This window comes from Streptomyces sp. NPDC052910, assembly GCF_055585605.1.
This window is the reverse complement of the sequence record NZ_JBVJJR010000004.1, coordinates 229,048-249,400: the sequence shown is the minus strand read 5'-3', so window position 1 is coordinate 249,400 and position 20,353 is coordinate 229,048. Positions and strand designations below refer to the sequence as shown.

Annotated in this window: 20 protein-coding genes; 9 read left to right on the top strand and 11 right to left on the bottom strand. The window is 73.5% G+C overall.

The genetic code is table 11. The features are described 5' to 3' along the window. Window positions 1–50: 50 nt before the first annotated feature. On the bottom strand, window positions 51–608 hold the full coding sequence (locus ACZ6X9_RS17390; RefSeq protein WP_469778853.1) for a TetR/AcrR family transcriptional regulator: 558 nt from the start codon (window positions 606–608) through the stop codon (window positions 51–53). 111 nt (window positions 609–719) lie between these two features. Between ACZ6X9_RS17390 and ACZ6X9_RS17385 the strand changes: the two genes are divergently transcribed. Both ACZ6X9_RS17385 and ACZ6X9_RS17380 read left to right on the top strand, forming a co-directional pair. After that, a complete protein-coding gene (locus tag ACZ6X9_RS17385) occupies window positions 720–1,355 on the top strand; it encodes a DUF2867 domain-containing protein (protein WP_469778852.1) in 636 nt (211 codons plus the stop codon). A gap of 370 nt (window positions 1,356–1,725) precedes the next feature. After that, window positions 1,726–2,994 (top strand): beta-ketoacyl-[acyl-carrier-protein] synthase family protein, encoded by a 1,269-nt coding sequence (locus ACZ6X9_RS17380; protein WP_469778851.1) that lies wholly within the window; start codon window positions 1,726–1,728, stop codon window positions 2,992–2,994. A 164-nt stretch (window positions 2,995–3,158) separates the two neighbouring features. On the opposite strand, the gene ACZ6X9_RS17375 is transcribed toward ACZ6X9_RS17380, so the two are convergent. Further along, entirely contained in the window at window positions 3,159–4,088 is a 930-nt protein-coding gene (locus ACZ6X9_RS17375) for a LysR family transcriptional regulator (RefSeq protein ID WP_469778850.1), read from the bottom strand. A gap of 104 nt (window positions 4,089–4,192) precedes the next feature. On the opposite strand from ACZ6X9_RS17375, the gene ACZ6X9_RS17370 reads away from it, so the two are divergent. Together ACZ6X9_RS17370 and ACZ6X9_RS17365 are read left to right on the top strand one after the other, a co-directional pair. Beyond that, on the top strand, window positions 4,193–4,654 hold the full coding sequence (locus ACZ6X9_RS17370; RefSeq protein ID WP_469778849.1) for a nuclear transport factor 2 family protein: 462 nt from the start codon (window positions 4,193–4,195) through the stop codon (window positions 4,652–4,654). Next, on the top strand, window positions 4,651–5,244 hold the full coding sequence (locus ACZ6X9_RS17365) for a short chain dehydrogenase (protein WP_469778848.1): 594 nt from the start codon (window positions 4,651–4,653) through the stop codon (window positions 5,242–5,244). The genes ACZ6X9_RS17370 and ACZ6X9_RS17365 overlap by 4 nt, the downstream gene beginning before the upstream one ends. 301 nt (window positions 5,245–5,545) lie before the next feature. Here the strand turns inward: ACZ6X9_RS17365 and ACZ6X9_RS17360 are convergent, their stop codons facing one another. The 4 genes from ACZ6X9_RS17360 to ACZ6X9_RS17345 form a co-directional block, all read right to left on the bottom strand. Continuing rightward, window positions 5,546–7,198, bottom strand: a complete 1,653-nt coding sequence (locus tag ACZ6X9_RS17360) for an ABC-F family ATP-binding cassette domain-containing protein (protein ID WP_469778847.1) — start codon at window positions 7,196–7,198, stop codon at window positions 5,546–5,548. A gap of 523 nt (window positions 7,199–7,721) precedes the next feature. Next, a complete protein-coding gene (locus tag ACZ6X9_RS17355; protein ID WP_469778846.1) occupies window positions 7,722–8,531 on the bottom strand; it encodes an ATP-grasp domain-containing protein in 810 nt (269 codons plus the stop codon). 1 nt (window position 8,532) lies between these two features. Further along, entirely contained in the window at window positions 8,533–9,219 is a 687-nt protein-coding gene (locus tag ACZ6X9_RS17350; protein ID WP_469778845.1) for a response regulator transcription factor, read from the bottom strand. Between the two features lie 65 nt (window positions 9,220–9,284). Next, window positions 9,285–10,568: a sensor histidine kinase gene (locus tag ACZ6X9_RS17345; RefSeq protein ID WP_469778844.1), complete on the bottom strand. Its 1,284-nt coding sequence runs from the start codon at window positions 10,566–10,568 to the stop codon at window positions 9,285–9,287. Window positions 10,569–10,746: 178 nt separating this feature from the next. Between ACZ6X9_RS17345 and ACZ6X9_RS17340 the strand changes: the two genes are divergently transcribed. Beyond that, a complete protein-coding gene (locus ACZ6X9_RS17340; protein WP_469778843.1) occupies window positions 10,747–10,962 on the top strand; it encodes a hypothetical protein in 216 nt (71 codons plus the stop codon). Window positions 10,963–11,101: 139 nt separating this feature from the next. Next, entirely contained in the window at window positions 11,102–11,590 is a 489-nt protein-coding gene (locus ACZ6X9_RS17335) for a GNAT family N-acetyltransferase (protein WP_469778842.1), read from the top strand. Between the two features lie 51 nt (window positions 11,591–11,641). On the opposite strand, the gene ACZ6X9_RS17330 is transcribed toward ACZ6X9_RS17335, so the two are convergent. From ACZ6X9_RS17330 to ACZ6X9_RS17320, 3 genes are all read right to left on the bottom strand, one after another. Then, entirely contained in the window at window positions 11,642–12,898 is a 1,257-nt protein-coding gene (locus tag ACZ6X9_RS17330; protein ID WP_469778841.1) for an MFS transporter, read from the bottom strand. A 94-nt stretch (window positions 12,899–12,992) separates the two neighbouring features. Continuing rightward, window positions 12,993–13,574, bottom strand: a complete 582-nt coding sequence (locus ACZ6X9_RS17325) for a TetR/AcrR family transcriptional regulator (RefSeq protein ID WP_469778840.1) — start codon at window positions 13,572–13,574, stop codon at window positions 12,993–12,995. Between the two features lie 32 nt (window positions 13,575–13,606). Continuing rightward, window positions 13,607–15,187: an FAD-dependent monooxygenase gene (locus ACZ6X9_RS17320; protein WP_469778839.1), complete on the bottom strand. Its 1,581-nt coding sequence runs from the start codon at window positions 15,185–15,187 to the stop codon at window positions 13,607–13,609. A 48-nt stretch (window positions 15,188–15,235) separates the two neighbouring features. Between ACZ6X9_RS17320 and ACZ6X9_RS17315 the strand changes: the two genes are divergently transcribed. Further along, complete coding sequence (locus tag ACZ6X9_RS17315) at window positions 15,236–15,871, top strand: TetR/AcrR family transcriptional regulator (protein WP_469778838.1); 636 nt, start codon at window positions 15,236–15,238, stop codon at window positions 15,869–15,871. Between the two features lie 191 nt (window positions 15,872–16,062). Here ACZ6X9_RS17315 and ACZ6X9_RS17310 read toward each other — a convergent pair whose 3' ends face one another. Continuing rightward, the gene (locus ACZ6X9_RS17310; RefSeq protein WP_469778837.1) at window positions 16,063–17,502 is read right to left on the bottom strand and encodes an aminotransferase-like domain-containing protein; all 1,440 of its coding nucleotides are present in this window, start codon (window positions 17,500–17,502) and stop codon (window positions 16,063–16,065) included. Here ACZ6X9_RS17310 and ACZ6X9_RS17305 point away from each other — a divergent pair. Next, the gene (locus tag ACZ6X9_RS17305; protein ID WP_469778836.1) at window positions 17,501–18,403 is read left to right on the top strand and encodes a DMT family transporter; all 903 of its coding nucleotides are present in this window, start codon (window positions 17,501–17,503) and stop codon (window positions 18,401–18,403) included. The two genes, ACZ6X9_RS17310 and ACZ6X9_RS17305, sit on opposite strands and share 2 nt — an antisense overlap. Before the next feature lie 376 nt (window positions 18,404–18,779). Then, window positions 18,780–18,980: a DUF1918 domain-containing protein gene (locus ACZ6X9_RS17300; protein ID WP_469778835.1), complete on the top strand. Its 201-nt coding sequence runs from the start codon at window positions 18,780–18,782 to the stop codon at window positions 18,978–18,980. Between the two features lie 8 nt (window positions 18,981–18,988). Here ACZ6X9_RS17300 and ACZ6X9_RS17295 read toward each other — a convergent pair whose 3' ends face one another. After that, complete coding sequence (locus tag ACZ6X9_RS17295; RefSeq protein WP_469778834.1) at window positions 18,989–20,212, bottom strand: glycoside hydrolase family 10-like protein; 1,224 nt, start codon at window positions 20,210–20,212, stop codon at window positions 18,989–18,991. Window positions 20,213–20,353 lie beyond the last annotated feature (141 nt).

The window sequence follows — 20,353 nt, the reverse complement described above, 5'->3', positions numbered from 1 at the left end:
CATGCCGCCGGCGTCGCCCCGCCTCAACGCCCTCGCCGCCCTAACCCCCCTCACTTGAGCAGCAGCCTCGCCGCCAGGGCCATCACCTCCGCGCGGTCGTGACCGTCCCCGTCGGCGACGATCAGGTGGTTGCCGATGCGCAGGGAGAAGGTGAGCATGCTGCGGGCCTCGACCTCGGCGGGGTCGGTACAGATCGCTCCGTACAGGGAACGCAGGTAGTCCATGCGCCGGTTGTCGACGCGGCGCAGCAGGCGGGCGACGTTCTCGTCGCGTCGGGCCCAGTCACGGACCGCGAGGTCGAGGGCGACGCCTTCCGCCGGGCCCTGACGGGCCGAGGTGATCGCGAACAGCCGCTTCAGCCGGGCCCGGGCGTCACCGCCGCCGCCCTCGACGGACTCGATCACTTCCCCGGTCGTATGGCGTTCCCACGTGTCGAGCATCTCGCTCAGCAACGCGTCCCGGTTGCGGAAGTACCCGTAGAAGCCGCCCTTGCTGACTCCGAGCGCCTGAGCGAGGACTTCGACGCGCACGGCGTCCGGTCCCCCGGCGGCGAGGGCGCGCAGCCCCTCCTCGATCCACCGCTCGCGAGGCGTACGCGTCGCACCCATCCTGTGTCTCCCCTCACATGACCCCGGATTACCCACCCCGGATCTATACGGCGCCGTATACCCAGGGCTAACCTGCCTTCTATACGGCAGCGTATAGAAGGCAGGCGTCTCATGCGACTTCCCAACTCCGCCCACACGTCCCAGCCCTGGCGCATCCACGAGATAGCCGGTGACTTCCGGCTCGACGACGTGTGGGCCCTCCCCACTCCGGGCGGCCCCGACGATTTCGACCGCCTCGTCCGCCAACTCTCCACCGGCGAGCCGGCATACGCGTCCTCCCCGGTGGCCCGCGCCCTCTTCGCGGTCCGGTGGAAGCTCGGGGCGCTGTTCAACTGGGACGGACCCGGCACCGGGCTCGACTCCCGCGTACCGACCCTCCGGGACCGGCTCCCCGCCGACCTGCGCGAGGGGGCGGAAGAACCCGAAGGGCCCGGCACCTCGTTCCCCACGCTCTACCGGACGGAGAACGAGTGGGTGTGCGAGACCGCCAACCGGACCATGCACGGGGTGCGGCACATCGGCTGGGTCGCGGACGGCAAGGGCGGGTACCGCGGCCAGATGGCCGTGCTGGTGAAGCCGAACGGCCGTTTCGGTACGGCTTACATGAGAGCGATCAAGCCGTTCCGGTACTTCGCGGTGTACCCGGCGATCTTCCGGGGGATGGACCGGGCGTGGCGCGCCGGGGCCGCGCACGCCGGCACCCCGGTCGCGTCCACCGACCCGGCCGGCCGCGCCGATCCCGTCTGATCAGCCCGGTCCGCGCCCGCGCGAACGCATCGCCGACACGCGGCCCAGCACCCCCGGGAGGAAACCCGGCGGACCGGTACGGGGGTCCGGCCCACCGAACGCCTCCGAGCCCGGCCCCCACCCCCGCCCCCGGCGCGCGCACCGCGCCGCGGCGGCCGGCCGCCGCGGCGAACCTCCGCCGGAAAAGCCGTCCCCTTGTCGGCAGGCATTGTGGAAATCCCACACAAGATCATCACCGGAATGCATCGATGGCGGCATCCACGATCCCTCAGTCTCCTTGACAGGGTGGGCCCGTGAGCCAAAAACGAACCACGCTTTCGCGATGCGGGATTCATTCTGCCTGTTCTCTCACGACAAAGGGGGTCGACCAGTGAACGCTGGGAACACCGACACCGTCCTGGTCACCGGACTCGGAGCCACCACACCGCTGGGCGGCGACATCGCGTCCACCTGGTCGGCGATGCTGGCCGGCGAGTCGGGTATCGGGCCGATCGAGGACGAGTGGGCGGCGGCGCTGCCGGTCCGGATCGCGGGCCGGCTGAAGGTCGAGCCCGCCGGGGTGCTGGACCGGGTGCAGGCCCGCCGGATGGACCGCTGTGAGCAGATAGCGCTGATCGCCGCGCGGGAGGCGTGGGCCGACGCGGGCCGGCCCGAGGTCGATCCCGAACGGCTGGCCGTCGTCATCGGGACGGGCACGGGCGGCGCCCTGACCCTGCTCGGCCAGGACGACATCCTGGAGACCTCCGGGGTCCGGCGGGTCTCCCCGCACACCGTGCCCATGCTGATGGCCAACGGGCCCGCCGCCTGGGTCAGCATCGAGCTGGGCGCCAAGGGCGGCGCCCACACCCCGGTCAGCGCCTGCGCCTCGGGCGCCGAGGCCATCGCCCAGGGCCTGGACCTGATCCGGCTCGGCCGCGCCGACGTGGTGGTGGCGGGCGGCACCGAGGCCTGCGTGTGCGCCCTGCCGCTGGCCGGGTTCGCGCAGGCCAAGGCGCACTCGACGCGCAACGACGAGCCCGGGCGGGCGTCCCGTCCGTTCGACGTCGACCGCGACGGGTTCGTCATCGGGGAGGGCGCGGCCGTGATCGTCCTGGAGCGCGCCGGCTTCGCGGCGGCCCGGGCGGCCCGCGCCCACGCCACGCTCGCCGGAGCCGGCGTCACCTCCGACGCGCACCACATCACCGCCCCGCACCAGGACGGGCAGGTGCGGGCCATGCGGCGGGCGCTGGCCGACGCCGGACTGTCCCCGCGCGACATCGCACTCGTACAGGCCCACGCGACGTCCACGCCGCAGGGCGACCTGACCGAGGCCCGTTCGCTCGCCGAGGCCGTCGGCACCCACCCGGTCGTGACGGCCGCCAAGTCGATGACCGGCCACCTCTTCGGCGCGGCGGGCGCGCTGGGTGCGATCGCCACCATCCTGTCCCTCCGCGACCAGGCCGTCCCGCCCACCCGCAACCTCGACGCCCAGGATCCGGACATCCCCTTCGACATCGTCACCGGGGAGGCCCGGCGCGGCCCCCTGACGGCGGGCCTCGCGAACGCGTTCGGCTTCGGCGGCCACAACGCGACGTTGGTGTTCACGCCGGCGCCCCAGGAACGCGGTCAAGGCCTCCACCTGCCACAGAACGGCCGCTGATCCCGGGAAGTAGGCAACGGAAACGTCCCCATGCCCCGGACATGCCGATGCGTCGGTCGGTCAAAGCCCGAGAGGACGGTCGCTTGTTTCGGCCGGTGGTTGCCAGGGTGACGTCGCGGCCGAGCCGGCGGACCAGGTCGCGGGTGCGACGGGCTCCGGGCCGGTCAGGCGTGCGTCGATGGACCGGCGTCCGTGAGTCGGTCGTCAGCGCATACGGCGCGGCAGCCAAGGACGAAGTCGTCGACGATGTCGTCAACCGGTTGAGTACGGTGCCAAACGACACCGATCCGACTGGGGCTGACGCCCGTCACAGGCCGGTAGACGACGTCGGGGCGCTGGTAGAAGCGGGCGGTCGCCTCGGGGGTGAGGCTGATGCCTTGTCCGTGGGCGATCGCGTTGAGCCATTCGTCAGGGTGATGCGCGACGGCACCGATGCGAACCGGGTGGCCTTCGCGCTCATCGGTCGCCAGCCAGTAGTCGCGCCATGCCCCCGATACGGCGGGGGTCGCCACGAAGGGTTCGTCGTACAGATCCCGGAATCTGATGCGGTCCTCCGCCGCAAGGTGATGCCCTGCGGGCAGGGCGATCCAGCGTGGTTCGGTCAGCAGGACCTCGACGTTGAAGTCGCTCTGCGCGGCTACCGGCAGCCGGAGCAGCGCCACGTCGGCCTCGCCGACGGCCAGCCCGGCGGTGGGGTCGGTCCATGCGGCCTGTCGCATCCGCACCCGCCAGCCGGGCCGGCGCCGCGCGAAGTCGGCGATGATCATTGGGGTGTGTTCATTGGCGGCGCTCGCGACGAAGCCGACCCGTAGCGTGCGTGCGGTCCGGGTCGTGGCCGCCCGCGTGACGCGCAGAGCACGTTCCCAAGCGGCCAGCACAGCGACGGCGTGGGGGGCCAAGGCCTGTCCGGCCTCGGTGGGAGTCATCCCGGCGCGGGAACGGACGAAGAGCTCCACGCCGAGCAGCCCTTCCAGGCGCCGGATCTGCTTCGTCAGCGCGGGCTGTGAGACGTAGAGCCGCTCAGCGGCCCGGGTGAGATTGCCTTCCTCGACCACTGCGGCGAAGCAGCGCAGCAGACGGGTGTCGATATCCATGCCGCCAGGTTATGGAAGCGGGTATTGGACGGGCACGGCGGAGTGACGGGATCGTCGATCACGCGACCGGGCAGCCCGGTACGAACCCATCGGGGAGCATCCAAGTGACGACGAGTGACGCCGCGCCCGACATCAAGGTCGAGGCCATCAACCGCTTCTTCGCCGCCTACGCCGCCCATGACGTCAAGGCGATGAGCGCGATCCTGGCTCGGGGTATCGAGTGGACCATCCCGGGCCGTCATCAGCTTTCGGGCACCAAGCGCGGACTGGACGAAGTCGTCGCCTTCTTCGACCGACTCGGCACGGCCGGCTTCCAGGCCGAGCCCGTGTTCGTGGGCGGCAACGGTGAATACGTCGTCGACGTCCACCGAGGCTGGACGACCCAGGGCGTCGGCCGGGTCGACACCCTGTGGGCATTGGTGTGGCATTTCGACGCCGACGGCCGAGTCGACCGGGTGGTCAACCTCAGCGGTGACCAGCACCAGATGGACACCTACGTCCGGGCCAACTTCGCGCCGACGCCCTTTCCGGGCCGTCCCGCCCCGCGACAGGCGGAATCAGCGTGAAGATCATCACGATCGGGGCGACCGGCACCATCGGCCGCGCAGTCGCCGACGCGCTGGAGGCCGAGCATGAGGTGACACGGGCTTCACGCAACGGCAGCACACGGGTCGACCTGGAAATACCAGGCTCCATCGACACCCTCTTCGGCACCGTCGGCGCGGTGGACGCGGTCGTCTGCTGCGCGGCCGGCGGTCGGCTCACGCCGGTCACTTCTCCGTCCGACGACGCATTCACCTTCGGTCTGAAGGGCAAACTGTTGGGGCAGGTGATGCTGCTGCGACGGGCTGTGAACCATGTGCGCGACGGCGGTTCCGTCACACTCACCAGTGGCGTCTTCCAGGAGCCGACGCCAGGCAGCTCGTTCGGTGCTCTCGTGAATGCCGGCTTGGAGGCCTTCGTGCAAGCCGTGGCCCCTGAGATGCCCCGCGGCCTGCGAGTGAACGTCGTCAGCCCGGGCTGGGTGAAGGAGACACTCGAAAAGCTCGGCATGGACAGCCGGGGAGGCACGCCGCTGAGCGATGTCGTCGACGCCTATCTCCAGGCAGTCACAGGAACCATGCGGGGGCAGACCTTGACCCCGTCGCCCCACTGAGGGCCGGTTCACGGACTGCCGAAGGCGACAGCGTTACCAGAATCGCTCAGGAGTCCCCCGCCCCGTGAGCCGCGGCCACGCCAAGACCACCGAAGCGAGGCGGAAGGTGCGCGGTCGCCGGTCCGAGACGTACGGGTCCACGCCCGGGGCGCCGGTCCGGCGCGGCCAACCCGGCCGGCGCGGCCCGTCGGCCTGACGCCCCGCCGACCGACGCCTCCGGCCGGCGTCCCCGACCGACGTTCCCGGCCGGCGACCGCCGTACGAGGGGCCGCCGTACGAGAGGCCCCCGGCCCGGCGCCTCTCACTCGTCGGTCATTTCGGCGCGCACCTCCTCCGGCGTCGTGTCCCGCAGCCCGCCGTCGAGTCGCAGCCAGCGGGTCACGCCGACGGACTCCAGGAAGCGGAGGTCGTGCGAGGCCACGATCAGCGCGCCCTCGTACGACTCCAGGGCGGTCGTCAACTGCCGGACGCTCGCCAGGTCCAGGTTGTTCGTCGGCTCGTCGAGGAGGAGCAACTGGGGGGCGGGTTCGGCGAGCATGAGCGCGGCCAGCGCGGCGCGGAAGCGCTCGCCGCCGGAGAGGGTTCCGGTCCGCTGCCCGGCGCGGTTGCCCCGGAAGAGGAAGCGGGCGAGGCGGGCGCGGATCTCGTGGGGGGTCGCCTCGGGGGCGAACCGCGCCACGTTCTCGACGACGGTCAGCCCGTCGTCGAGGACGTCGAGCCGCTGCGGCAGGAACCGCAGCGGGACGTGGGCGGTCGCCGTGCCGGAGACGGCGTCGAGCTCGCCGGCGACCGTCCGGAGGAGCGTCGTCTTGCCGGCGCCGTTCCGTCCGACGAGCGCGATCCGCTCGGGCCCGCGCAGCTCGAACTCGCCGTCCAGTCGTGCCCCGTGGCGCGGTCGCAGCTCGCGCAGCGTCAGTACCGAACGGCCCGGCGGTACGGCCGTGTGCGGGAGGTCGACGCGGATCTCGTCGTCGTCCCGCACGGCTTCCGCCGCCTTGTCGAGCCGTTCCCGCGCCTCGGCGACCCGCTCCTCGTGCAGGATGCGGTGCTTGCCCGCGGAGACCTCGGCCTGGCGCTTGCGCGCCCCCATGACGATCTTCGGCTCGCGTTTGCTGTCCCACATCTTCTGGCCGTACCGCTTGCGGCGCGCCAGGACGACGTGGGCGTCGGTCAGTTCGCGTCGCTGCTTGCGCAGGTCGGACTCGGCCACCCGGAGCATCCGCTCGGCGGCCTCCTGTTCGGCCGCGAGCGCCTCCTCGTACGCGGTGTAGCCGCCGCCGTACCAGGCGACCCCGCCGGCGCGCAGATCGGCGATCCGGTCGACGCGTTCGAGCAGTTCGCGGTCGTGGCTGACCACGACCATGACACCGGACCACGCCTCGACGGCCGCGTACAGGCGACGGCGCGCGTACAGGTCGAGGTTGTTGGTCGGCTCGTCGAGGAGGAGGACGTCCGGCCGGCGCAGCAGCAGCGCGGCCAGGCGCAGCAGGACCGACTCGCCGCCCGACAGCTCACCGGTGGTGCGGTCCAGGCCGATGTGGCCCAGTCCGAGTCCGGCGAGCGTCGCCGTGGCGCGCTCCTCGACGTCCCAGTCGTCGCCGACCGCGGCGAAGTGCTCCTCGCGGACGTCTCCCGCCTCGATGGCGTGCAGGGCGGCCCGGGTGCGGGCGACGCCGAGGACGTCCTCGACGCGGAGCGCGGTGTCCAGCGTGGCGTTCTGCGGCAGGTAGCCGATCTCGCCGGTCACCCGCACGGTGCCGCCGGCCGGCCGGAGCTCCCCGGCGATCAGCTTCAACAGTGTTGATTTGCCTGATCCGTTGATGCCGACGAGCCCCGACCGGCCGGGCCCGAAGGCGACCTGGAGTCCGTCGAACACGGGGGTCCCGTCCTGCCAGGCGTACGTGAGGGAGGTGCAGGCGATGGACGCGGGGGTGGAAGCGGAGGAATGAGACATACGGGCCTCGCAGGGGTCGCGTGAGGACAGACGGTGAGGGGGAAGGCGCCGGACGGCCGGACGTACCGGTCATGCCGGACGGCACGCGAGAACACCGTGGGGCGACCATGAGGGGCGGGGGAACACGGGAGAGGCTCCCCGCACCGGCGGGAGGACGGCTGAAGCGTCGAGGTCGCACACGGAACGCGGCAGCGGACGCGGAACGGCGTGGCTGCGCGGGCGGTGTCTCAGGACCTCAGACGAGCAACGTCCTTCTCCGATCGACGGCAACAGGGGCGGTGTACACCGTAGGGAGGGCACGGTGGGCACGTCAACGCGTTTTCGTCCGCACGCCCCCGGCGGTGCCGACACAGCCGGTACGGGCCGTACGGCCGCCGGGCGCGGCTCCCGGCCGGGGCGGGGCGGCACCGAGGACCCGTGCACGCGGCGGAGGACCCGGTCCGGCCGCCCTGGGCTCCACGGGCACGGGGCGCTTGTCGCCCGGGCGCGGGACGGCGGAACGCCTGCCGGCGTCCGGCGGCGGTCAGCCCCGCGCGGGCGCGGCCCGGCAGAACCCGCGGTCCCGCTCGGACAGTCGCTCGCGGGGGCCCGCCGCGCGGAGGACGACGTCCAGGGCCCGGTTCGGGTCGGCCGCGTAACAGTTGCTGAACCAGGCCATGTTGGCCTCCACCACCGCCCACTCGGCGACCGGCGCCCGCTCGGTGCGCAGCAGCCCCACGTCGACGACGACCGCGCTGGGCAGCGTCTCGCCGCAGGCGCCGAGGAGGCGCCGGGCGAAGGCGAGGACGGCGGCGCGGTGCCGGTGCCCGTCGAGCGGGGCGGACTCCAGGCGCCCGTGGACGGCGTACTGGCTGCCGGTGCGCACCTCGCCGTCCAGGACGAACAGCCGGAACTCCACGTCCCACGCCACGACGTCGCCGACCTGCACCGGCGTGGCGTCCGGCAGCTCCGCCGCGGCGGGCAGCCCGCCGCCGTCGGTGTGGACGGCGGCCCGGAAGCTCTTGTCGGACGGCGGCTTCACGAAGGCCGGCCGGTCCAGGCGGCGGGCCGCGCCGAGGGTGGTCAGGACGGTGTTCCGGCGGCGGAAGGCGAACGGCAGTCGGGGCAGCCAGTCGTCGGCCGGCTCCAGCAGGGCCACTCCGAGGCCCGCGCCGAACCGGGCCGCGTAGCGGGGGCCGCCGTAGTAGTGACCGCCGGACACCGTGCCGTCCCCCGCCGGCCGGGCGGGCAGCGTCACGACGTCCATGCCCCGGTGCCGGGCGGCCCGCGCCAGCAGTTCGCGGGTCGTCGTGTACTGCGGCGCGAGGACGAGGGCGCCGGTACCCGACGTCACGTCAGATCTCCCCGGCGTCGTTCACCAGGAGCGCGATCTGCACCCGGTTGTTCAGGTCGAGCTTGGTCAGGATCCGGGAGACGTGCGTCTTGACCGTGGGCACGCTCAGGTAGAGGTCCGCGGCGATCTCCGCGTTGGACCGGCCGCGGCCGACGGCGACCGCCACCTCCCGCTCGCGGTCGCCCAGCAGGGCGAGCCGCCGCCGCGCCAGGGCCGCCCGCTCGCCGCGCCCGCCGCCGTCCGCCACCCGGGTGATGAGCTGCCGTACGACGGCCGGCGAGAGCACCGGTTCCCCGGCGGCCACCTTCCGCACGGCCTCCACGATCTGCGCCGGCGGGGTGTGCTTGAGGACGAAACCCGCGGCACCGGCCCGCAGCGCGCGCAGGACGTGGTCGTCGGTGTTGAACGTGGTCAGCATGACGACCTCGGGCGGCCGCGGGCGGCGGCGCAGCGTCTCGGTGGCCGCGAGCCCGTCCACCGTCGGCATCCGGATGTCCATCAGGACGACGTCCGGGGCGTGCGCGTCGACCAGCGGCTCGACCTCGGCGCCGTCCGCCGCCTCCGCGACGATCTCCACACCGGAGGCGCCGCCCAGCATCAGCCGCAGCCCCGACCGGACCAGCGGGTCGTCGTCGACCAGGAGGACGCGGACGGGCGCGGGGGCGGACTCGGGAACGGGCTCGGTCACCGGGCTTCCTCGGACTTCTGCGGCCTCCGCGGAGGCGGGGAGGGCGGTGGGGCAGGCGGGTGGGCTCACTGTATCGGCCGGTACGCCCCTTCGCCGGGGGAGGCGGCGGGCGACGGTGCCGAGGGTGCGCGCCGGCCGTCCCAGGGCAGCCACGCGCGCAGCCTGAACTCCCCCTCCACCCGGCCGTGTTCGAGGAGCCCGTCCGCCAGCCGGGCCCGTTCGGCGAGACCGGTGAGGCCCTGCCCGGCGCCCGGGATGCCCGCACCCGGGACGCCCGCGACCGGGACGCCGGCGTCCGCGAGACCCGCACCCGGGAGGGCCGCGCCGAGCGTGCGGCCGGCCGGCGAGGCGGCGGCCGGCGCCGCCGCGGGCACCGGGTTGCGCACCTCCACCACCAGGCCGGTGTCCGGGCCGCCGTCGACGGTGACGGTGACGTCCGCGCCGGGCGCGTGCTTGCGGGCGTTGGTGAGTCCTTCCTGGACGATCCGGTAGGCGGTGCGCCCGATGACGGGGGCCGGCGGCGCGCCTGCGGCGGTCCGCAGCCCGGTCTCGACGCGCATGCCCGCCGCCCGTGACTCGTCGACGAGCCGGGGGATGTCGTCGAGGGTGGGCTGTGGCCGGTCCCGGGTGTCGCCTGCGGAGGGCCGCAGGACGCCGATGATCTCGCGGAGGTCCTCCAGGGCCTGGTAGGCGGCGTCCCTGATGATCCCCGAGGCCCGCCGGATGTCCTCGGCGGGCGCGTCCGGCCGGAACTCCAGCGCGCCCGCGTGCACGCTGAGCAGCGAGAGGCGGTGCGCGAGCACGTCGTGCATCTCGCGGGCGATGTCCTCGCGGACCTGGCGGCGGGCCTCGTCCGCCGCCCGGTCGGCGCGTTCCCGCAGCCCGGCGACGAGTTCCCGCCGGGAGCGGACGTACAGGCCCCAGCCGAAGGTGCCCGCGACGAGGGCGAAGTAGGTGAGCGCGGAGGAGGTCCCGGGTTCGTCGAGCGCCGGCCGGCCGAGCAGGAACAGGGGCAGGGGAAGGGCCGTGAACACCGCGAGCCGGCGGGTGACGCGCGGCGGCCGGTGGGCCGCGACGGTGAACAGGGCGACCATGATCGGGCCGGCGGCGAAGTGCGAGACGGCCCCGGTGACCACGAGCGCCACCGCGACCTGAACCGGCCACCGCCGCCGCAGGAACAGCGCCGCGCACGCGAGGCCGCCCGCCAGTTGTTCGGCGATCAGGGCCGTCTCGGACAGCCGGCGGCCGTCCAGCGCGTTCTCGGCGGAGGCCATGGAGAAGACGGCGGCGAACAGGAAACACCCGAGGTCGGCGAGCCGGTCACGGGTGGCGGGACGGAGGCGGGTCATGACCGGAATGTACGCGGCGCGGGGCCCGGCCCGGAGGGGCCGGCGGCCGGGCCGATACCTTCGGACACGCGTCGATACCTTCGGACGACAACGGGCCGCGCGGGAATCGTCCTCCGGTCGGCGCGGGACCTCCCGACGGCCGACGCCGGGACCGTCCGGCCCCTCCTACCGTCGCCGTATGAAGAGTGTGCTGGGTTTTCTGGGTTTCGTCCTCATGGCCGGCGGGATCACCGGTCTGCTGCACGAATGGCTGGGCTGGTTCCGGCTCTTCGGCTTCCTGCGGTACCTCACGCCCGACGGCTACGCGGTCTACGCGAACGCCGTCTTCGTGCTGCTGGGCATCGTCCTGGCCCTCCTCGCCGGCTCCCTGGAACGCCGGGGTTCCTCCTCCTGACCGCACCGCCCCGGGGCCGTACGGCCGTCGCCTGACCGCACCGCCCGGAGTCCGTACGGCCGCCGCGCGCGGACCGGCGCCCGTACGGCCGCCGCGAAAAGCCGTGGCGGCCCGCCCGTCACCCGTGGAGGATCGCGCCATGCAGATCCGAGAGGCCACTCACCGGGACTGGGCCGCCATTCGGCCGTTCTTCCGCGAGATCACCGCCGCCGGCGAGACGTTCGTCTACCCGCTCGACATGGACGACGAGGCGGCGCGGGCCCTGTGGCTGCTGCCGGCCCCGAACCGCACGGTCGTGGCCGTGGACGACGCCGGTACGGTCCTGGGCACCGCCAACATGACGACCAACAAGCCGGGCAACGGCTCCCACATCGCCAGTGCCAGTTACATGGTGGACCCGGCGCACGCGGGACGGGGCGTGGGCCGGGCCCTGTGCGAGTACACCCTGGAGTGGGCCCGGGCGGCGGGTTTCCGGGGGATGCAGTTCAACGCCGTCGTCGCGAGCAACGAACCCGCCGTGCGGCTGTACCGGTCGCTCGGCTTCGAGGTGGTGGGCACCGTTCCGGGGGCGTTCCGGCATCCGCGGGAGGGTTACGTCGGCCTGCACGTGATGTACCGGGAGCTGTGAGCGCGGGTGGGACCGGATGCGGGCCGGGCCCGGCGCGGGCGCGCGTCCGCGTCAACCGCGCGCGGCGCACAGCTCCTTCTCCGCCTCCCCCGGCTCCTCTGCCGCCCCTGCCTTCTCAGCCACCCCTGCCTTCCCAGCCGCCATCACCGCACCGCTCCCCCGGCGCCGCAGGTCGGGGACGAGGGTGAGCAGTCCCGCGACGGCCAGGCCCGCGCCGAGCCACAGCGGGCCGCGCAGACCGAAACCGGAGACGGCCAGGCCGCCGACCGAGGACCCGATCATGACGCCGAAGGTGATGAAGGAGGAGTGGACGGTGTTCACCAGGGGACGGGCGTTGGCCGTGCGGTGCACCCGGGTGATCATCGCCGGGTTCATGGTGACGCCGACCAGTCCGATGCCCATCATGCAGACCACCGCGGGCACGGCGAGGTGGGCGAACAGCGCGAGGCCGACGAGGAAGACCGTGTTCAGGGCGAGACCGGTGAACAGCACCGGGAGGGTGTACCGGTCGGCGAGCCGGGCGACGACGGAGTTGCCGAGCACGGTGGCGGCCCCGTAGGCGATCAGCAGCAGCGGCACGGTGCCGGTGGCGAAGCCCGTGACCTCGGTGAGCAGCGGGTTGAGGTAACTGAACGCGGCGAAGGTAGCCCCGATGATGAGGGCGCTGGTGGACATGACCAGCCACAGCCGCGGGTTGCGGAAGGTGTCCAGCTCCTGCCGGAAGCCGACGCCGCCCTCGGCGCGGCCCGGGCGGGGCACGCCGACGGCGGTGCACAGCGCGGCCAAGGCGGTGAGCAGGCTGATCGCCCAGAACGCGGCCCGCCAGCCCAGGTGTTCGCCGACCAGGGTGGCCAGCGGCAGTCCCAGCAGGGTGCCGAGCATCAGTCCGTTCATGACGGTGCCGAGCGCCCGGCCGCGCGCCTCGGGGGCGGCGAACTGGGCCGCGAGGGAGACGCCGATGCCGAAGAAGGCCTGGGAGGCGACGCCGGTGACGATCCGGGCGACCAGCATCACCACGTAGTCGGACGCGGTGGCGGCCAGTACGTTCCCCGCCAGGAACACGGCGAACAGCACGTACAGCGCGCTCTTCTGACACATCCTCATCAGGGCGACGGTGAGGAAGGGGCCGCCGAGGGCCATGGCCGCGGCGTAGGCCGTGATCAGGTATCCGACCTCGGGGACGGTGGCGTCCAGCCCCTCCGCGAGCTGCGGCATCAGCCCGGCGACCACGAACTCGCTGGTCACCATGGCGAAGATGCCCAGCGCGAGCACGTAGACGGGCCGGGGGACGGCGGTGGCTCGGCTCATGACGGCAACACCTTTCCTAACCGATCGTTCCAATAAAAGGGTGCAAGAAAACCCCCTGATCTCAGGGGGTTCCCCGGACGCCGGGGCCGGCGCGTCAGCGGAGCACGCTCAGCGCCCGGTCCACCGCGTCGTCCACCCGCCGGCGCCCGTCGGCGGTCTTGCCGACGACGCGCAGGCCCTGGAGGAAGGTGACGAGGAACCGGGCGAGGGCCCGCGGATCGGCGTCCTCGCTCAGCTCGCCCTGGTGGCGCGCCCTGACGAGGGCGCCGGCGAGAGCCGTCTCCAGCTCGTCCAGGGCCGACGCCACCCGCCGCTCGGCCTGCTCGTCACCGGGCAGGATCTCGACGGCGGTGTTGGTGACCAGGCAGCCCTTGCGGTCCGGGTCGTCGAGGGTCTCGGCGGCATAGCGGCGGAACAGCTCCCGTACGCCGGCCAGGGCCGGCCCCGGCCGGCTGAGCAGTTCCAGGCTCGCCTCGCCCTTGAGCTCGCAGTACCGGTCGAGCGCGCGCAGATAGAGGGCGTGCTTGCTGCCGAACGTGGCGTAGAGGCTCCCCCGGTTGACGCCGAGGTGGTCCACCAGGTCCTGCATCGAGGTGGCCTCGTACCCTTTCCGCCAGAACAGGTCCAGCGCGGCCCGCAGTGCGGCGTCGGGGTCGAACTCCTTGTTCCTGCCCATGATCCGGACGCTATACGAATCCGACCGAACGTTCAAGAATTCCGGCCCGGGAGCCGCGGCTCCCCGAACCAGTGGCGCAGCGCCGCCTCCAGCTCCTTCCGTTCGCCGGCCGTGTCCGCCGCCCACGCGGTGCATCCGTCCGGCCGGACGAGGAGGCCGGCCGGCCCCGGCCGGTCCGGGCAGACGGCCGTGAGGACGTCGACCCGCCCGCCGTACCCGTCGGCGCACGCGCGGAGTTCCGGGTCGCCGTGGAGGTCGACGAGCAGGGCGCGGCCGTGGCGAAGGTGGTCCGCCAGCCGGCTGCCGTCCGCGAAGGCGAGGTCGGGGGCGCTGCGGCCGGTCAACGGGTGGTCGCCGGGGAGGTCGTACCGCTGCCACACGCCGGAGATCTTCTTGACGACGTGGGTGGTGCCGTCGACGGTCCCGAGCAGGTCGCGCACCACCGTCCGCAGGGCGCGGGCGTGCGGGTCGGGCCGCATCACGGCCAGTTGGGCCCGCGTCCACTCCAGCACCCAGGCGCCTATGGGGTGCCGCTCGGCGGTGTAGGTGTCGAGCAGGCCCTCGGGGGCCCACCCCCGGACCGTGGCGGCGAGCTTCCAGCCGAGGTTCATCGCGTCGCCGATGCCGAGGTTGAGGCCCTGCCCGCCGAACGGCGAGTGGACATGGGCGGCGTCGCCCGCGAGCAGGACCCGGCCCTTGCGGTAGGTGGACGCCTGGCGGGCGTTGTCGGTGAACCGGGTGGCGGAGTGCACGGCGGTGACCGTCACGTCGGCGCCGGCGACCCGGCGCAGGCTGTCCTGAAGCTCGCGGGCGGTGACCGGGGCGTCGCGGTCGGCGGGCGGGCCGTCGAACTCCACGGTGAGGACGCGGCCGGGCATCGGACCGTGGACGTAGTGCCCGGTGCCGGTGGTCTGCCAGCCGGAGCCCAGCGCCTCCGCGCCCGTCATCTCGACGAGCGCCTGCCGACCGGTGATCTCGGGGTCGGTGCCGGGAAAGGCGAAGCCGGCGAGCTTGCGGACGGTACTGCGGCCGCCGTCGCAGCCGACGAGCCAGCCGGCGCGGAGCTCGCCCGCGTCCGTGCGGACGGTCACACCCGCCTCGTCGGCGTCGAAGCCGGTGAGCGTCACCCCGCGGCGGACGTCCACGCCGAGCGCCGCCGCCCGTTCGCCGAGCAGCCGCTCCAGTGACTCCTGCGGGACGAGGCCGACGTGCGCCGCCGGGCCGGGGTCGCCGAGCTCGGGGTCGGTGGCGTCGAAGAGGTCGGCGCGGAGCGGTATCGCCGCGAAGTGGCCGGCGAACCGGGGCGGCGGCGCGGGAGCGTCCGCCCCGGCGGCCCGGGCGCCGGCGGGGGCGAACGAGCCGAAGCGGCTCAGCGCCTCCTTCTGGATCGCGACGAGGTCCGGCAGCAGGCCCCGGCGGTAGAACGCCTCCGCGCTTGGCGTGTTGAGGCCGCCGGCCTTGACGGTCCGGTCGACCTCGGTACGGCGTTCGAGAACGAGGACGCGGGTGCCGGCGAGGGCGAGTTCGCAGGCGAGGGTGAGGCCGACGGGACCCGCACCCGCCACCACGACGTCGTGGTCGCCGGCGCGGTCCATGGAATCGGTGAGGTTCATGAGATCACTGTAGCGACTAAAACTTTGTGGTCGGTATAGCCTTTTCTCATGAGTGGACCGACGACACCGGACGCGGCGGAGCTGCCGCTCCGGCAGCGCAAGAAGCTGCGGACACGGCAGCGGATCTCGGACGTGGCGACCCGGCTGTTCTTCGAGCGCGGCTTCGAGGAGGTGACGGTGGCGGAGGTGGCCGAAGCGGCCGAGGTGTCGACCATGACCGTCTTCAACCACTTCCCGCGCAAGGAGGACCTGTTCCTCGACCGGATCCCCGAGGGAATCGAGCTGAGCGTCACGGCCGTCCGGGACCGCGCCCCCGGCGAGACACCGGTCGCGGCGCTCCGCCGCCTCGCCCTGCGGCTCGTCGACGAGGGGCATCCGCTGTCGGCGGTCGAGGCCGCGGCGTTCTGGCGGATTGTCTACGGGTCTCCCGCACTGCGGGCTCGCCTGCGCGAGGGGGCGGACGAACTGGAGGCCGCCCTGACGGCGGCGATCGCGGCCTCGGGCACCGATCCGCAACCCCGGATGACCGCGGCACTCGCCGTCGCCGCTTACCGGGGGGCTTGCGCGGCATCGCTGCGGCGGATGTTCGCGGGGGACGCGCCGGAGGAGGTACTGCCCGCGCATCGGGCCTTGCTGGAGCGGGTGTTCGGGGAGTTGGAGCGGGTGTTGCCGCTTGGGGGGTGAGGTGCCCCGGTCCCTCCCCCAGAGGGGGCACCCCCACTTCGCCGCTTCCTGGGGCTACGCCCCAGACCTTCTTTCGCGGCTCCGCCGCTCGTCCTCAATCGCCGGACGGGCTGATTTCAGCCCGTCCGGCGCTTGAGGACTGGGGGTACCCCCTCTGGGGGAGGGACCGGGGCAACCCCACCGGACTGACCTCAGCCCGCCAACCCCACCCCCAACCGCCGCACCCCCTCCACCAGCTCCGCCTCCCCGGCAACGGCCGCCACACACACCCGCACATGAGCCGCCGGCGGCTCCGCCGCGTAGTAAAGACGGCCGGGCGCCACGGCGACACCGCCCCGCAGCGCCGCCGCGACGAAAGCCGCCTCATCGACCCCGTCGGGCAGGCGCAGCCACAGATGGAAGCCGCCCGGCGGCACGTGGTCGACCGCGACGGACGGCAGCTCGCGCCGCACCGCGTCGAGGAACACCCGCCGCCGCGACCGCAGTTCCGCCGCGACCGTCCGCGCGTGCCGCGCCCAGGCGGGCGAGCCGACCAGTTCGAGAGCCGCCTCCTGGAGAGGCCGCGGCACGAAGAAGCTGTCGATCAACTGGACCGCGCACAGCCGTTCGAACACCGGTCCCCGGGCCGCGAGCGCGCCGACCCGCAGGCTGGGCGAGACGAACTTGGTCAGCGACGTGACGTGCACCACGACGCCGTCCGGGTCCTCGGACGCCAGGGTGGGCGGCTGCGGGGGCGCGTCCGCGTGGGCGAGGTTCCGGGCGAAGTCGTCCTCGACGACGAACGCCCCGGCCGCCCGGGCGATGCGCAGGACGTCGCGGCGGCGTTCGGCGGAGAGGACCGCGCCGGTCGGGTTCTGGTAGAGCGGCTGGCAGAAGAACACCCGGGCGCCGGTGGCCCGGAACGCGTCGGCCAGCAGGTCGGTGCGGACCCCGTCGGCGTCCACCGGGACGGGCACGGGGCGCAGACCGGAGGCGTGGGCGGCGGCGATCACGCCGGGGTAGGTGGGTGATTCGACGAGCACGGGAGCGCCCGGGGGCGCCAGGGCGCGCAGCGCGGTGGTGAGGGCGCTCTGGCCGCCGGCGGTGATCAGGACGTCGGAGGCGGTGACCGTACCCTCGGGCCCGCCGATCGCCCGGGCGAACCAGGCGCGGAGCTCGTCGACGCCCTCGACCGGAGGCCGGCCCCAGGCGCCGGGACGGCGGCCCGCGCGGCCGAGGGCCGCGGCGAGGGCGCGTTCGGGTTGCAGCGACGCGTGGAGGTAGCCGCCGGCGAGGTCGATGGTTCCGGAAGGCGTGGACGTGAAGGTGGCGCACACCCGGCCGGCCTCGACGGAGCGCGGCACGGTGCGGTCACCCGGTTCGGCACTCAGCGCGACCTGCTGCCAGGAGGTGTCCCCCAGCGGCGGGCGCGCGTCCGCCCGCGCCTCCGCACGGAACGCGCCCGCCCCCGGCCGGGTGGTCACGAGCCCCTCCGCCGCGAGGACGGCGAGGGCCCGGGAGACGGTCACGGGACTGACCCGGAAGCGGTCGATCAAGGCCCGGCTGGACGGCAGCTTCTCACCCGGCGAGTAGCGGTAGGCCTCCTTCCGGAGGAGGGCGGCCAGTTCGGAGACGCTGCTACGCTCGTGCATGACAGCACAAGATAGCGCTACCCGCCGGGTGACGATAGCGGTGAACGGCGGCCTGCCGAACGGCGGCACACTGCTCGCCCTGCTCGCCGTGGGCATGTTCTCGCTGACCTTCCCGGCGACCGTCTGGGCCCTGGACGGGCTCGGCCCCTGGTCCGTGGTCGCCTGCCGCGCCGTCCTCGCCGCCCTGCTCGCCGGCGGCTTCCTGGCCGTTGGACGGGTGCCACCACCGGACCGCCGGCACTGGGGCGGGCTGTTCGCCGTCGCGGCCGGCTGCGTCGTCGGTTTCCCGCTGCTGACCACCCTGGCCCTGGAGTCCTCGACGACCTCGCACGCGGCCGTGGTCGTGGGCCTGCTGCCGGTGACCACCGCCGTCTACGCCACGCTGCGCACCGGCGCCCGGCACTCCCGCGCCTTCTGGGTGGCGGCCGTGGCCGGGGCCGTCGTCGTCATCGCCTTCGCCCTGCACCAGAGCGGCGGCCGGCCGGGCACCGGCGACCTCTGCCTGTTCGCCGCGCTGCTCGTGTGCGCCTCCGGATACGCCGAGGGCGGCCGGCTGGCCCGGGAGATGCCGGGGTGGCGGGTGATCGCCTGGGCCCTCGTCCTGTGCCTGCCGGTGGGCGCGGCCGGGGCGGCGGTCGCCCTGACGCTGGAGCCCGTCCATGTCACGGCCAAGGCGACGGCGGGCCTCGGCTGGCTGGCGTTCTCCCAGTTCGTGAGCATGTGGCTGTGGTACCGCGCGATGGCCGCGACGGGGGTGGCCCGGGCGGGCCAGCTTCAGCTCGCGCAGCCGCTGCTCACTCTGGTCTGGTCGGTGGCGCTTCTCGGTGAGCGGCTTTCGCCTGCGGCGCCGGTTGCGGCTGTCGCGGTGCTGGTGTGTATCGCGGTGACGCAGCGGACGTGATGCGGCTTTGGGGTGCCCCGGCCCCTCCCCCAGAGGGGGGACCCCCATTTCACCGTTTCTTGCGGGGGCTCCGCCCCCGCACCCCCGAAGCGCCCTGCGGACGCTGTCCTCAAGCGCCGGCCGGGCTGATACAGCCCGTCCGGCGCTTGAGGACAACCGCGCGGAGCGCGGTTTCGGGGGGCTGGGGGCTTGCCCCCAGGAAACGGTGAAATGGGGGTCCCCCCTCTGGGGGAGGGGCCGGGGCACCCCCAATCGGGCCGTAGACCGAGCCGGTCGCCTTCCGCGATCCTAGACTTGGGCGTATGCCCGTGCGGCAGCGCACACTCGTGCGCCGCCGCACCAGCCACGACCGACCCCGACGGAAGGAGCCGCGTCGATGCATGCGAGCAAGGGCGACCGTCTGGTCGTGCACGGCAGGGTCGTCGGAAAGCAGGACCACGTCGTGGAGATCGTCGAGGTCCTGGGGCCCGACGGCACGCCGCCGTACCGGGTCAGGGCCGAGAACGGGCACGAGACCCTCATGTCGCCGGGCCCGGACTCGGTGGTGGACCACCGCAAGGCGACGGGCGAGCGGTAGCCGCGAGGTCAGCGCGGCGGGCGCGCGCGGCGGGGGTAGTGGTCCCCGACCACGCGCGCCATCGCCCCGACGGGGTCGTCGCGCACCTGGCGGGCGGAGAAGTAAACGTTTCCGCGCACCTCGCGGTGGCGCCGGCAGAGGGTGAGGTGGCGGGAGAGCTCGGCCGGGTCCTGCCAGGGCGCGGGCTGCGAGGGGTCGCCCTGCCGGTAGAGCGCCTCGCCGACGTAGAGGTCGACGCCGGTGCCGTGGACGGTCCGGGCCCACCAGGGCACGAGGGTGGCGTAGTCGGCGGCGGGGTTGCCGATGTGCCAGTACACCTGGGGGACGATGTAGTCGATCCACCGTTCGCGCACCCACATGCGGGTGTCCGCGTACAGGTCGTCGTAGGTCTGCACACCGGCCCGGGTGTCCGAACCCCGGGCGTCCGTCGCCTTGTTGCGCCACACGGCGAACGGGCTGACCCCGAACCGCACGTGCTTCTTGCGCCGCTTGATCCGCTCGCCCGTCTCCCGCACCAGCCGGTTGATGTTGTCCCGCCGCCAGGCGGCCCGGTCGGGGAACTTCCCGCCGTACCGGCGGTAGGCCGCCGCGTCGTCGAACTGCTGCCCCGCCACCGGGTACGGGTAGAAGTAGTCGTCGAAGTGCACCCCGTCCAGGTCGTAGCGGAACACCGCGTCCAGCATGGCGTCCTGGACGAACCGGCGGACCTCCGGCAGGCCGGGGTTGTAGTACAGCTTCCCGCCGTAGGGAACCGCCCAGTCCGGATGCACCCGTGCGGGATGGGAGGGGACGAGCCGTCCGGGGTCGGTGTGGTTGGCGATGCGGTACGGGTTGAACCAGCCGTGCAGGTGCAGGTCCCGCCGGTGTGCCTCGCGGACGGCGAAGGCGAGCGGGTCCCAGCCCGGGTTCTTCCCCTGGGTGCCGGTCAGGAACTCGGACCAGGGTTCGTACCGGGAGGGCCAGAACGCGTCGGCGGTCGGCCGGATCTGGAGGAGGACGACGTTGAGCCGTCGTTTCACGGCGGAGTCGAGGAGGACGAGGAGTTCCTCGCGCTGCCGGTCCGGGGTGAGCCCCGGGCGGGACGGCCAGTCGATGTTGGCGACGGTGGCGGCCCACACGCCCCGGAACTCCGTCGGGGTACCGGCCGCCTCCGCGGCCCCCACCCGCCCCAGTTGCAGGCCCAGGGCCGTCGCCGCTCCCGCGCCGACCGCCGTGAACCGTCTTCGCGTCATACGCACCATATGTTGCTCACTCCTTGTCGGATGTGTCACACCGTGCGCGCTGAGCATGCCCTCCCCGGGCCCCCCGCTACCGGACCGCTCGGAGTAACGTCTGACCGAGGCGGGAGCGACCCCGGCACCCGCCGGTCGACG

What these genes read in the sequence shown, in the direction of transcription:
- ACZ6X9_RS17390 (WP_469778853.1), bottom strand. Translation starts at nt 608, where the DNA reads ATGGGTGCGACGCGTACGCCTCGCGAGCGGTGGATCGAGGAGGGGCTG.
- ACZ6X9_RS17385 (WP_469778852.1), top strand. Translation starts at nt 720, where the DNA reads ATGCGACTTCCCAACTCCGCCCACACGTCCCAGCCCTGGCGCATCCAC.
- ACZ6X9_RS17375 (WP_469778850.1), bottom strand. Translation starts at nt 4,088, where the DNA reads ATGGATATCGACACCCGTCTGCTGCGCTGCTTCGCCGCAGTGGTCGAG.
- ACZ6X9_RS17360 (WP_469778847.1), bottom strand. Translation starts at nt 7,198, where the DNA reads ATGTCTCATTCCTCCGCTTCCACCCCCGCGTCCATCGCCTGCACCTCC.
- ACZ6X9_RS17345 (WP_469778844.1), bottom strand. Translation starts at nt 10,568, where the DNA reads ATGACCCGCCTCCGTCCCGCCACCCGTGACCGGCTCGCCGACCTCGGG.
- ACZ6X9_RS17340 (WP_469778843.1), top strand. Translation starts at nt 10,747, where the DNA reads ATGAAGAGTGTGCTGGGTTTTCTGGGTTTCGTCCTCATGGCCGGCGGG.
- ACZ6X9_RS17335 (WP_469778842.1), top strand. Translation starts at nt 11,102, where the DNA reads ATGCAGATCCGAGAGGCCACTCACCGGGACTGGGCCGCCATTCGGCCG.
- ACZ6X9_RS17330 (WP_469778841.1), bottom strand. Translation starts at nt 12,898, where the DNA reads ATGAGCCGAGCCACCGCCGTCCCCCGGCCCGTCTACGTGCTCGCGCTG.
- ACZ6X9_RS17325 (WP_469778840.1), bottom strand. Translation starts at nt 13,574, where the DNA reads ATGGGCAGGAACAAGGAGTTCGACCCCGACGCCGCACTGCGGGCCGCG.
- ACZ6X9_RS17320 (WP_469778839.1), bottom strand. Translation starts at nt 15,187, where the DNA reads ATGAACCTCACCGATTCCATGGACCGCGCCGGCGACCACGACGTCGTG.
- ACZ6X9_RS17315 (WP_469778838.1), top strand. Translation starts at nt 15,236, where the DNA reads ATGAGTGGACCGACGACACCGGACGCGGCGGAGCTGCCGCTCCGGCAG.
- ACZ6X9_RS17305 (WP_469778836.1), top strand. Translation starts at nt 17,501, where the DNA reads ATGACAGCACAAGATAGCGCTACCCGCCGGGTGACGATAGCGGTGAAC.
- ACZ6X9_RS17310 (WP_469778837.1), bottom strand. Translation starts at nt 17,502, where the DNA reads ATGCACGAGCGTAGCAGCGTCTCCGAACTGGCCGCCCTCCTCCGGAAG.
- ACZ6X9_RS17300 (WP_469778835.1), top strand. Translation starts at nt 18,780, where the DNA reads ATGCATGCGAGCAAGGGCGACCGTCTGGTCGTGCACGGCAGGGTCGTC.
- ACZ6X9_RS17295 (WP_469778834.1), bottom strand. Translation starts at nt 20,212, where the DNA reads ATGACGCGAAGACGGTTCACGGCGGTCGGCGCGGGAGCGGCGACGGCC.